General features: G+C 50.3%; 10 protein-coding genes. 8 read left to right on the top strand and 2 right to left on the bottom strand.

Annotated elements, in window-relative coordinates:
• Nucleotides 1-226: 226 nt before the first annotated feature.
• Entirely contained in the window at nt 227-1,537 is a 1,311-nt protein-coding gene (gene uraA, locus AC4G46_RS25005; RefSeq protein ID WP_491125088.1) for a uracil permease, read from the bottom strand.
• A 402-nt stretch (nt 1,538-1,939) separates the two neighbouring features.
• On the opposite strand from uraA, the gene AC4G46_RS25000 reads away from it, so the two are divergent.
• Nucleotides 1,940-4,120, top strand: coding sequence for a RelA/SpoT family protein (locus AC4G46_RS25000; protein ID WP_491128972.1), 2,181 nt, complete (start codon nt 1,940-1,942; stop codon nt 4,118-4,120).
• 21 nt (nt 4,121-4,141) lie between these two features.
• Nucleotides 4,142-4,585, top strand: a complete 444-nt coding sequence (gene dtd / locus AC4G46_RS24995; protein WP_491125087.1) for a D-aminoacyl-tRNA deacylase — start codon at nt 4,142-4,144, stop codon at nt 4,583-4,585.
• Between the two features lie 302 nt (nt 4,586-4,887).
• Here the strand turns inward: dtd and AC4G46_RS24990 are convergent, their stop codons facing one another.
• The gene (locus AC4G46_RS24990) at nt 4,888-6,093 is read right to left on the bottom strand and encodes an IS4 family transposase (protein WP_491124640.1); all 1,206 of its coding nucleotides are present in this window, start codon (nt 6,091-6,093) and stop codon (nt 4,888-4,890) included.
• A gap of 255 nt (nt 6,094-6,348) precedes the next feature.
• Here AC4G46_RS24990 and AC4G46_RS24985 point away from each other — a divergent pair, with 255 nt between their 5' ends.
• From AC4G46_RS24985 to AC4G46_RS24960, 6 genes are all read left to right on the top strand, one after another.
• Nucleotides 6,349-6,528 (top strand): hypothetical protein, encoded by a 180-nt coding sequence (locus AC4G46_RS24985; protein WP_491125086.1) that lies wholly within the window; start codon nt 6,349-6,351, stop codon nt 6,526-6,528.
• Between the two features lie 355 nt (nt 6,529-6,883).
• Nucleotides 6,884-7,390, top strand: coding sequence for a type 1 glutamine amidotransferase domain-containing protein (locus AC4G46_RS24980; RefSeq protein ID WP_221802506.1), 507 nt, complete (start codon nt 6,884-6,886; stop codon nt 7,388-7,390).
• Nucleotides 7,391-7,418: 28 nt separating this feature from the next.
• On the top strand, nt 7,419-7,868 hold the full coding sequence (locus AC4G46_RS24975) for a hypothetical protein (RefSeq protein WP_491125085.1): 450 nt from the start codon (nt 7,419-7,421) through the stop codon (nt 7,866-7,868).
• 935 nt (nt 7,869-8,803) lie between these two features.
• The gene (hisS, locus tag AC4G46_RS24970) at nt 8,804-10,057 is read left to right on the top strand and encodes a histidine--tRNA ligase (RefSeq protein WP_491125084.1); all 1,254 of its coding nucleotides are present in this window, start codon (nt 8,804-8,806) and stop codon (nt 10,055-10,057) included.
• Nucleotides 10,058-10,102: 45 nt separating this feature from the next.
• Nucleotides 10,103-11,881: an aspartate--tRNA ligase gene (gene aspS, locus AC4G46_RS24965; RefSeq protein ID WP_221802503.1), complete on the top strand. Its 1,779-nt coding sequence runs from the start codon at nt 10,103-10,105 to the stop codon at nt 11,879-11,881.
• Nucleotides 11,882-11,953: 72 nt separating this feature from the next.
• Nucleotides 11,954-12,709 (top strand): tRNA threonylcarbamoyladenosine dehydratase, encoded by a 756-nt coding sequence (locus AC4G46_RS24960; protein ID WP_068726588.1) that lies wholly within the window; start codon nt 11,954-11,956, stop codon nt 12,707-12,709.
• Nucleotides 12,710-12,823 lie beyond the last annotated feature (114 nt).

Below are 12,823 nucleotides of genomic sequence, written 5' to 3'. Positions count from 1 at the left end.
AAAATGGACATCATCTTATAAGTAATGTGTAACGAGGATGAACTTAAGGGAACCCCATTAGCGCGGCCGTATAGAGGCTCAATGGTTCAAGCAAGCTGGAATCAAGGGATAATTCCCTTTAAACACCTCACTCCTTTCGTGCAAAGCAGTAAGAGCTATCCCGCAGCTGCATGAATCAGCGCAAAGGGACAGCTCTTAGCTTGTTTATATAGTTAGCTCTTATGATTTAGTGTGCAGATTTCTCTGAATCCTGCTCGTTGGACAAGCCCAGCACTTCAATCAGCTTGAAGAACAGAGACAATACGATACCTACGATGGTCGCCAGCGCCATACCTTTGAGCTGCACGCCATAGATGTTAAGTGAGATGCCGCTGATGCCGACAACCAGAACCAGAGTAGCCAGAATCATGTTGCTTGCTTTGGAGAAATCCACCTTCTGTTCTACGAAAATACGCAGACCCGATGCGGCAATAACGCCGAACAGCAGCAGGGATACACCGCCCATAACCGGCTGCGGGATATTAGCAATAATAGAAGAGAAGGTACCGGAGAACGAGAGCAGAATGGCGATGATGGCCGCTCCGCCGATTACGAATACCGAGTATACCTTGGTCAAAGCCATAACGCCGATGTTTTCACCGTAAGTGGTGTTAGGTGTAGAGCCTACAAAACCGGACAGCACGGTCGAGATCCCGTTACCGAAGAGAGAGCGGTCAAGTCCCGGATCCTTGGTCAGGTCTTTGCCGACAATGTTGCTGGTTACCAGCAGATGCCCGATATGCTCAACAATAACAACTAGTGATACAGGAATAATGGTCAAAATAACCTGCAAATCAAAGGACGGAGTAGTGATTGTCGGATGGGATAGGAAATTAGCGTCGGCAATAGCGCCGGTATTTACTTGTCCCATAATATAGGCCAGCACATAACCGGTAACGATACCGATGAGGATATGAATAATTTTGGGGAAGCCGCGGAACATAACGGAACCAATAACGGTAACTCCCAGTGTGACCAATGACAATGTAATAGCCTTACCGTCCGGAGTCCAGTCTGCAACCGCAACGCCTTCAGGAGCAATCAGTCCGGACATGCGTGCGGCAACCGGTACCAGCTCAAGTCCGATTGTTGCTACGATAGCACCCATAGCAGCAGGAGGGAATACAACATCAATCCAGCCGGTTCCGGCATAACGGACGATTAATGCGACAAGAATAAAGATAACACCGGTAACAATGAACGCGCCCAGTGCAAGCGAATATCCATGCTGATGGTCTCCCTCATATTTGCCGAGCACACTCAGCACCGGTGAGATAAAAGCAAAGCTTGACCCAAGATAGGCCGGAATTTTACCGCGGCAGATCAGAATATAGAGCAATGTGCCGATACCGTTCATCAGCAGAATCATGCCGGGGTCTACCCCGAACAGGTTAGGAACAAGCACGGTGCTGCCGAACATGGCGAACAGATGCTGCAGACTCAGGAGAAAGCCTGGGCCGAGCGGGAGTTTCTCGTTAACTTGAATTTCGCGTTGCAAAGGAGTTCACTTCTCTTTCTCTATGTAGTTTTGTCTTAACCTGGCGAAAACCGCCTTTACTAGATTAAATAGTACGGCGCCGTTTGACAACAACATTTTTTTAACAATGTGAGACTTTATTTGTTTTTGTCATAAATTATCCTTCGATTCTTCATAAAAGCGGATGAATGACATGCGGCGGGAAGTGTTGACGTAATGCATCCTAAGCGTCATAATTATAAACAACTTTAAACTGCGTGTAGTGTAGCTCAAAGGAGCTGAAGGCCTGCAAATAGGGTTTCACTTGCGGGTTTATTTTATTATGCAGGATTCGGAATTTATCTAAACGCATGGATTTAACAACATTTTCGAGAAACTCCTGTCATGGGGTTTTCTTATAGAAAGGAAACGGATACGACGAGAATGGGCATAGAGCAATTAGTTGAAAAGGCCGGCGCTTATATAAAAGAAAAAGAACTTCTCCGCATCCGGGAAGCGTATGAGTTTGCCGACCAGGCTCATCACGGCCAGGTACGCAAATCGGGAGAGCCTTATATCCTGCATCCGCTGGCGGTTGCAGATATTGTCGTCAATATGCAGATGGACGTTATTTCTATTATTGCAGCACTTCTGCATGATGTCGTTGAAGATACAACCGTGTCGCTGGAGCAGATCCGCGAGAAGTTCGGCGATACCTGTGCCATGCTCGTGGATGGTCTGACCAAGCTGGAACGCATCCGCTTCCGCTCCAAGGAAGAGCAGCAGAACGAGAACTACCGCAAAATGTTTATCGCCATGGCTCAGGATATCCGGGTCATTGTGATCAAGCTGGCGGACCGGCTGCACAATATGCGGACGCTCAAGTATCAGTCTGAGGAGAGCCAGCGGCGGATTTCCTACGAGACGCTGGAGATTTTTTGTCCGATAGCTGACCGTTTGGGTATTTCGGCGATCAAATGGGAGATGGAGGATATTGCCCTCCGGTACCTGAACCCTCAGCAATACTACCGTATTGCGAACCTGATGCATAAGAAGCGGGCAGAGCGTGAGCAGTTCATCGACAGCGTTATCGGCAGAATACGCGCCAAGCTTGATGAGATGGGGATCGAAGGGGATCTGTCCGGACGTCCCAAGCATATATACAGTGTCTATAACAAAATGAGCACTAAAAACAAGCAGTTCAATGAGATTTACGATTTGCTGGCGATCCGGATTATTGTTGATAATATTAAGGACTGTTACGCTACTTTAGGGATTATTCATACTCTTTGGAAACCGATGCCCGGCCGGTTCAAGGATTATATCGCCATGCCTAAAGCGAACATGTACCAGTCCCTGCATACAACTGTGGTAGGTCCCGGCGGAGAGCCGACTGAAGTGCAGATCCGAACCTGGGAAATGCACCGGACGGCGGAATTCGGGATTGCCGCACACTGGGCATATAAAGAAGGTACGAGCAACAGCGGAAATCCGGAGAACCGCATGCCGTTTTTCCGGGAAATTCTTGAGCTGCAGCATGAAGCCAAGGATGCCGAGGAGTTCGTGGAATCGCTTAAGATGGACTTTTTCTCTGACCTTGTTTTTGTTTTTACGCCAAAGGGCGAGGTTGTGGAATTGCCGGCGGGGTCTGTTCCGCTTGATTTTGCTTTCCGGATTCATACAGAGGTTGGTAACCGGACCATCGGCTCCAAGGTGAACGGGCGGATTGTGCCGCTTGACCATAAGCTGAAGACCGGAGATATAGTAGAGATCCTCACTTCCAAGAATTCTTACGGCCCGAGCCGCGACTGGCTGAAGATTGCCCAATCTTCCCATGCGCGCAGCAAGATCAAGCAGTGGTTCAAGAAAGAGAAGCGCGAGGAAAATGTCGAAAAAGGCCGGGAAGCAGTTGAACGCGAGCTGAAGCGGCTCAACATGGAGGTTTCTGATTTCCTGACCGAGGATAAGCTGAACGATGTGGCCAAGAAGTTCGCCTTCGGCGACGTCGAAGATATGCTCTCCGCAGTCGGATTCGGAGGAATTACCGCCTCACAGATCGCGAATAAGCTGACCGAGAAGCTCCGCAGGGAGCAGGAGGAAGCAGCCAACCACCTGGAATTGTCTACCGAGATGAAGGAGATCAAATCCAGCGGCGGCAACCGTAACCAGCCTACCAACGGTGTGCGTGTCAAAGGCATCGATAACCTGCTGGTCCGCTTCGCACGATGTTGCAACCCCGTACCGGGCGACGATATTGTCGGATATGTAACCCGCGGGCGCGGCGTGTCTGTGCACCGTGAGGACTGTCCGAATATTCCGACCGACGGTGACGGGGAAGAATCAGCACGGGTGATTGAGGTGGAGTGGGAAGGCAGCATGGAGGCCAACTACAGCGTTGATATCGAGATTACAGGCCACGACCGCAATGGTCTGCTTAATGAAGTGCTGCAGGCGGTGTCCGAGAGCAAGACGAACATTTCCGCAGTCACCGGGCGCTCCGACAAGAACAAGATGGCGATGATTCATATGACGATCCTCATCCGCAATACGGATCATCTGCAGTCGGTTGTCGACAGGGTGAAGCGTGTGAAGGATGTATATACAGTTAACCGGATTATGCAATAGGGCAAGGAGCTGAAAGACGAAGTGAGAGCAGTAGTACAGCGCTGTAAGGAAGCGAAGGTTACGGCGGGCGGAACAGTAACAGGAGCCATTAATGAAGGCTTGATGCTGCTGATCGGCGTGACGCACGGGGATACGGAGAAAGATGCCAAATACCTGGCGGACAAAATAGCCGGACTGCGCATCTTCGAGGATGAAGCCGGCAAAATGAACTATAGTGTTACGGATACAGGCGGAGCGATTTTGTCTGTGTCGCAATTTACGCTATATGGGGACTGCCGCAAGGGACGGCGCCCGAATTTCATGGCTGCAGCGGCTCCGGCCGAGGCTAAGCAGCTCTATGATTACTTTAATCAGGAGCTGAGAGCCGGCGGACTTCAGGTGGAGACCGGCGTGTTCGGGGCCATGATGGACGTCTCATTCACCAACTGGGGGCCGGTTACGTTGATCCTGGACAGCCGGGACTAGAGCAGCGAACGAAACATGAATATCAAGCATGCCGCAGGTTGTTCCGTATAGGAGCAGCCTGCGGCTTTTTTTATAGTACAGCATTTATAGGCTGCCGGGGGTCTTGGAGTCCTCACCGAGTATTTGAGTCAGCTTCCATGCATAACCCCACTTTGTGCACTAGACATGCATACAAACTTACATGAGAGCTAAATTAAACCAAAAGTAATAATTTTACAGTTAGTTTTATAGACTCAATGAAAAAAGAACAGTGGCGTCTTAAAACGTAGGGTTGGTTACCAATAAATGGTATATTATGTTTGTTATCTGAGAATTATCTTTACCGTCGCTCGTTTCTCTTTCGTTTGTTCTGGAGTTTCTGCGGGCTTAGGGATCTTTTGCCGACCTTTAGAACGACGAGTCGGTTCACGATTCAGCGCTTCAATAAATACATCCCAGTCTTTCATGGCGTAATACCTCATCTTTCGCAGCATGCTCCATACACTTAGGGTGGACTGCACTTCTAAATGGATGAGCTGACAAAGTAGCGCCGTAATGATTCCGATGTAACATTGGACCCATACTGCGTGGGGGTGGTGATTATGGAACGTTACGGTGGCCAGATGCTGCTTGATCCATTTAAAAAACAGCTCAATTTGCCAGCGACAGCGATAAATTTCACCAACGTCTTCGGCTGAAAGATCCTGACGATTTGTGATGACCTCGTAGATTTTTCCATGCTTATCTTGGAATTGTACAAGGCGAACGCAAAACGTTTGGCCCGATTTTTTATCCAGAATCTCAACGTCAGCGTCCCGAGTAATATTGCTGCTACCCGAAAGGGGATGTTCGGTCAGCACGGTGTACTTTGTTTTTGCACGGATCCGGGCTACAAAAAGCACCGTCCCTTCCGACCATTCTCTGAAGTTTCCATAATGCACATAGCCACGGTCGAAAATGTAGGTGAATTCTCCAGGCACAACCAGATATTTGACCGCTTGTTGATCCGATACACCGATAGTGGAAAGGACAATCTCATCCGGAAAATGACACCCTGCTTCCAGCGAAAGCAGCCGCGTATGGATTTTGATACCCTTGGTCTTATTTTGATAAAACGCCCAATCGCCGAGTATTTTGGGTAGCGAAAGGCTCGTTGAATCGACGGGTGCTAACTTTCCAAGATGCTTGATGCCCTTGGCTTCCGCTTTTCGCAATTTTAATTCCTGAACAAGATCGGTAAACAACCACTCGAGATAAGCAAGAGGGATGGTGCCGAGCTTGCGGTTCAAGGTCGATTCGTGAATGGTCGTGAGTCCGGTAATGTCCTGAAGCTCTGCATTCGTTTCCAAATGGAGCACAATGTCGGAAAGAGTCCGCCTCTGCTGCAACTGAGCTTCTACAAAAAGGGTAATCGCGGCCCCAACGGTAAGTTTTTTCGAATAATGATCTGCGAATGGACAACGAAAAGAATGTAACATTAAATGCTGTAAGTACTTGCGTAAAACTGAATTTTGCGATATGTTACCCATGGATTAGCTCCTTTTGTGGAGAGATGTGGGTAACCTGCCTACTCTCTCTACATTAGGGCTTTTTTCATTTTTCACCAGAGTAAACTCATCTTTTTTATCCATAATTAGCTAACTATTTCAAAAAAATTTATGTTAGGTTTGCCGCATGTCTAGTGCACTTTGTGGGGTTATTTTGTGCCGGCACAAGGCCGGTCTCCAGCATCTGCACGGGGATAGAGCCAGCTTGTCCAGGATAAACTAGGGAGGATTGAAATTTTGTCAGGGGCAGGTAATCCGAAAATGAGATATTCTCCAAAATCATGGGTATGGACCAGCGTTCCGGTCTACACGGCAGGCAGTGCTGCAGAAGCGGCGGCGGCAGCGAAAGAAGCAAGGCAGGAGGAAGATTCTGCGCTGCTGAAGGGCAGAAGCCGGGGGCTGCTGCCGCGTACCTGAAGAAACCCGGAAAGTTCAGGTAACAGATTGAACAGAAAAATATTAAATAAGGGAAGAATGATGGAGGAGAATTTTGGAACTGTAGGAGCGGTAGCGTCCGCCTTAAAGCTTTTCGTAGAAAAGCTCGCTACGGAAGCATATGCCGTCTGCGGATTTCAACCGCGAACAGCGGTACAAATGAAGAAATCTGCAGACAACAGCGGCCGGAAGTCCAAACATTCTCTGGAGTCATGACTCATCCCGGAATGGGAAATTATAAGTTCAATCAATCGAGCACACCTTGTGTCGTTAGAAATCTGGATATTGCGGGTAATAAGAAAGCGAGAACAAAATAGCGGAGAGGAGAACTTATCCAATGAGTAAAGTAGCATTTCTGCTCGCCAGCGGTTTTGAAGATTCCGAAATGAAAGTCCCTTACGATGAAGTTATACAAGCAGGACATCAGGCTGAAATTATAGGTCTGAAAAAGAATGAGACGCTGCTGGGCAAAAAGGGAAATGTTTCCTATGCTACAGATAAAGCAATCAGCGAGGTAAAGGCCGGTGACTATGACGCAATCGTGATTCCAGGCGGTTCGTCACCCGAAAATCTGCGGCTGGATGAAGACATTCTTGCTTTTGTGAAGGAAGCCGATGCTTCCGGTACGCCAATTGCATCTATCTGCCATGGACCGCAGATTCTGATCAGTGCAGACCTGCTTCAAGGACGCACCATCACCTCCTACCCGCCGCTCAAGGATGATGTCGTTAACGCCGGAGCGGAGTTTAAGGATGAAGAGGTCGTCGTTGACGGCAATTATATAACATCGCGCACCCCGAAAGATGAACCTGCCTTTGTGCGTGAGCTGCTGAAGGTCCTGTAATCAACCAATATTGAAGGAGGGAACAATCATGACCAGAAGAATTCAGGCTTATTTCAGAACGGAAAGTGAAGCGGAGGGCGCGAAAACGGCATTGATTCCATATAGTGTGGAGGCGCTGGAAATTTCTCAGCTGACAGATCCCCTGGATTCCGGCAGGGACCGCAGACCGAATCTTCTTTTGCCGCTAGTTCCGTACAACAATTCAGTGATTACCGGCGGGACAATGGGTGTGGCAGGAACAGCGGGAGCCTTGAGCGGAGCTGCGGTGGTTCCGGCGGTAGCCGACAACGATGATGAAGGGCTGAGACGCGCCGATGTTGACGCAGACAATGATATTCTGCGTGATACCCATGTCAACGATGATGTCGACTTGAGTGATGTGCATATTGTAATGTCCCTGAAAACAACAGAGGAACATTATAATGAGGTTGTAGAGACATTGCGCGGCAAGCATGCTTATGTAGAGGTTTTTGAATAATATTAGTGGGACTGCCGGCTGTTCACCAGCACGCAGTCTGCAGGCAGCCCCGGCCGGTCCGCATGGACCCGCCGGGGCTGCCTTGTGCAGCAGAGCAAAAATTCACTGGACAGCTCGGGCAGCGTAGTGTAAAGTATGTTTGTGCTAAGGCGGACGGAGAATGTCCCAGTAAATAAAACGCTTTCTTTTCTGTAATACAACTGTAATACTGCATTCATGAATCCTTAATATAGGGTGTCTATAATAGAAGCATGACCCCCTTTTTTATAATATATGATTATGGACCTGCAGCAATCGGCTGCAGGTCACTTTTTTTATGTGCACCCAATCTGCAATATTTACACGGGAATTTTATTTCCTTCCTTGACTTTAGCGCAGTGGTTCAGTAGAATCTAACAATATACGAAATGTTTATAATGCTTTGATGACGGGACCAAGTAATCCGTGAACCATGACCCCAGAGAGGAATCCCCGCAGAACCGGCTATCGCCCTTAATGTAGGCGCTATACCCGTTTCGGCACGGCTGTAAGGATTCTGTTGATGACCGGATGAATGACTTCCCCGAGAACGCACGGCGAACGCAAGGCAGCTTTAATTGCCTGAGATCAGTAGCCGGAGCGCGTAGGCGGGCGTTAACCGCTTTGAGCGGATTCAGTTTTGGTGAATGAGTCCGGAATGTGGGTGGTACCACGGGTGAATAATCGTTTATGATAATCTCTCGTCCCTGTTTGTTACAAACAGAGGCAAGGGATTTTTTGCTTTTTTGTGAAAGATCAGAACGTATAAGTCTAAGGACTTATACAGGTCTGATCTTTCTCGCAGAAACGGTTGCCGCCTTCCCTGAAGGACGGCAAAGCCGTTTCTACTTGAAATTGTGCAAGCTAAGGTACAAGCGATGTCAGGCAAGAGGGGTTATTTTCAGGAGGGATAGGCTGTGGCTAAAGAAAGATTTGAGAAACCTACAGGTACACAGGATTTACTTCCAGGTGCCGTAGAGAAATGGCAGTACGTTGAAGGCAAGGCCAGAGATCTCTGCCGCCGGTTCAATTACCGGGAGATCCGCACACCGATGTTTGAGCACACCGGGCTGTTCGAGCGGGGCGTCGGTGAAACAACGGATATTGTGGAGGGCGAAATGTACACCTTCAAGGACAAAGGCGACCGTGACCTGGCGCTCCGTCCGGAAGGAACGGCTGGTGTTGTGCGTGCTTATGTTCAGAACAAGCTGTACGGCGAGCCGGATGTCAGCAAGCTGTATTACATCGGTCCGATGTTCCGTTATGAACGTCCGCAGGCGGGAAGATACCGCCAGTTCCACCAGTTTGGCATTGAGGCGTTCGGTGCAGTAGATCCGGCGATTGATGCCGAGGTGATCTCCCTGGGATATCAGTTCTACAAAGATCTCGGACTCAAGGATGTCCGGGTTGAGCTGAACTCCGTGGGCAATGCGCCAAGCCGCGCCGCTTACCGCGAGAAGCTGCTGAATTTCCTGAGACCGATGCGCGATACGCTGTGCAGTGACTGCCAGCGCCGCATGGAACGTAATCCGCTGCGGGTGCTCGACTGCAAGGTTGATCAGGATAAGTTCGGCGGTGCGCCATCTATTCTGGACAGCTTGGATGAAGAATGCACGACCCATTTCGAAAAGGTTAAGCAGCATCTAGATACCATGGGCGTTGAATACAGCATCAATCCCCGTCTGGTCCGCGGACTGGATTATTACACGCATACTGCGTTTGAGTATAAAGCAGCCGGCATCGGCTCCATCGATACCGTCGGCGGCGGCGGCCGCTATAACGGGCTGGTAGAGGAAATCGGCGGACCGGATCAGCCGGGCATCGGCTTCGGAATCGGGCTGGAGCGTATCCTGCTGATTCTGGAGAATCAGGGTGTAGAGCTTGCGGCAGCGAAGCCGCTCGATGTATATTTCGTAGCGCTTGGCGAAGCTGCAGATCAGGAAATTACGAAGCAGCTGTTCCTGCTGCGCAGCCAGGGGTTCTCTGCAGAACGCGACTATCTCGGCCGCAAAATGAAGGCACAGATGAAGTCTGCCGACCGCATGTCAGCGCGGTATACGGCGATTCTTGGCGAAGATGAGCTGAACAGCGGAGTCATCGCCCTGAAATCTATGGAGACCGGCGAACAGAAGACAGTCAAGCTGGAAGAGCTGGCACAGGCGCTGCTCTAAAGACCGTTTAACACGAATTTTAACCATGAAAGGGTAGGATAAATTATGAGTAGAAGTCATCATTGCGGACAATTGACGCCGGAACAGATCGGCCAGACAGTAACATTGAACGGCTGGGTACAGACCCGCCGTGACCTTGGAGGCGTCCTGTTCATTGATCTGCGCGACCGTACAGGTATTGTACAAATCGTGTTCAACCCGGATTATTCCGGTGAAGCACTGCAGATTGCCGATAAGGTACGCAGTGAATACGTGCTCTCTGTTACGGGTAAAGTTGTTAAGAGAGATGAAGAAACCGTTAACCGCAACCTGCCGACTGGTGAAATTGAAGTGCAAATTACGGAAATTGAAGTGCTGAATGCCGCCAAAACCCCTCCGTTCTTCATCGAAGACGGCGTGGAAGTGGATGAGTCGCTGCGGATGAAATACCGTTATCTTGACCTGCGCCGTCCGGAAATGCACAAGACGCTGCTGCTTCGTTCGAAGGCTGCTAAGATTTTCCGTGACTTCCTTGACGGTGAAGGCTTCATTGATGTTGAAACTCCGATCCTGACCAAAAGCTCCCCTGAGGGCGCACGTGATTATCTGGTGCCTAGCCGGGTGCATGAAGGTGAATTCTTTGCCCTGCCGCAGTCGCCGCAGATTTACAAGCAGCTGCTGATGGTCGGCGGCATCGAACGTTACTACCAGATCGCCCGCTGCTTCCGTGACGAGGATCTGCGTGCTGACCGTCAGCCGGAATTCACCCAGGTCGACATCGAGACTTCTTTCCTGCCGCAGGATGAGCTGCTTGGCATGATGGAAACCTTGATGCAGCGCCTGCTGAAGGAAACGGTAGGCGTTGAGGTTGCGGTTCCGTTCCAGCGCCTGACTTACGCCGAAGCCATCGGCAAATACGGCTCGGATAAGCCGGACTTGCGCTTTGGCCTGGAGCTTGTTGAAATGAACGACATCGTTGCCAGCAGCGGTGTGAAGGTATTTGCTTCCGTTATCGAAAAAGGCGGGGAAGTGAAGTGCCTTAACGCCAAAGGCTGCGGAACGTGGACCCGTAAGGAAATCGACGATCTCGGGCCTTATGCTGCACGTTACGGCGCGAAGGGTCTGGCCTGGATCCAGGTGAAGGACGGAGAATTTAAGGGGCCAATCGTCAAATTCTTCACCGAAGAAGAAATTGCTGCTGTAAAAGAACGTACCGGCGCTGAAGAAGGCGACCTTCTGCTCTTCTCCGCTGACAACAAAAAAGTGGTTGCTGATGTACTGGGTGCCCTGCGTCTGAAGATTGGCCGCCAGCTCGGCCTTATTGATGACAGTGTATTCAAATTCGCCTGGGTTACCGAATTCCCGCTGCTCAGCTATGACGAAGACCAGAAACGTTATGTGGCCGAGCACCATCCGTTCACCCGTCCGATGGACGAAGACCTGCACCTGTTCGATACTGACCCGGGCAAGATTCGTGCGCAGGCTTACGATATCGTGCTTAACGGCTACGAAGTGGGCGGCGGCTCCCAGCGTATCTACAAACGCGATGTACAGGAGAAGATGTTCGAAGCACTGGGCTTCACACCTGAAGTGGCTTACGAGAAGTTCGGCTATCTGATGGATGCGTTCGAATACGGTACGCCTCCGCACGGCGGGATTGCCTTCGGCTTTGACCGTCTGGTCATGCTGCTGGCCGGACGCACGAACCTGCGTGAAACGATTGCCTTCCCGAAAACGGCAAGTGCAACCGACCTGCTGATGGACGCACCGTCCCCGGTAGATGCTGTACAATTGGAACAGCTGCACATCAAGCTGGCGCCAAAGCCGGAAAAAGTGAAAAACTAACTAAACCACATGCCTGCGGAGCGTCTCTATGGACGTCTCCCCAGGCCGCATAATAAAGGAGGCGTGAACCTTATGCTGCATCAGTTCTCGCGTACAGAGCTTGCCATCGGGCCGGAGGGCCTGGAGATTCTTAAGAACAGCACAGTAGCTGTATTGGGGATCGGCGGCGTTGGAGCCATGTCTGTTGAAGCGCTGGCCCGTATGGGTGTCGGCCGGATTATCCTGATCGACAAGGATGCGGTGGATATCACCAATATCAACCGCCAGATTCATGCGCTCACAACCACAATCGGCCAGAAAAAGGCTGATCTGATGGTGGAACGCGTCAAGCTGATCAACCCGGAGATCGAAGCGATCGCCCTGAACATGTTCTATACGGAGGAAACGTATGAGGAGCTGTTCAAGCTTAAGCCGGATTTTGTCATTGATGCATCCGATACGATCATCTACAAAATCCATCTGATTAAGGAATGCCTGTCCAGAGGAATCCCGATGGTTTCCAGTATGGGCGCAGCCAACAAGATGGACCCTACGCGCTTTAAGGTGGCTGACATCTCCAAAACGGAGATGGATCCGATTGCCCGCGTAATCCGTCAAAAGCTGCGCAAGGACGGCATCAAAAAAGGCGTTAAGGTTGTCTTCTCGACTGAAGTTCCGGTGAAGCCGCGTGTGGATGTAACGGAACAGATTGTTCCTGCCGATGCTCCGGACCGGCGCAAGGCCAAGCAGCCGCCGGCGAGCAATTCGTTCGTACCGCCGGTTGTCGGTCTGATTATGGTAAGTGTTGCGGTTGATGATCTGTTGAAAGCCGGCGGCGCAAGCGTATAAAACCGGCTCAGGCAACAAATAAATGAATGGTGGACGAAGGGCGTAAGCAGCCGGATAGCCGGCTGCACGCCCTTTTATTGCGGTTTGCAGGTTATGATTCGTCAAAACAGGGTA

This window comes from Paenibacillus sp. fava2, from assembly GCF_058313675.1.
Note: the sequence above shows the minus strand (reverse complement) of the source record. Positions and strands in the feature narration are given on the sequence as shown.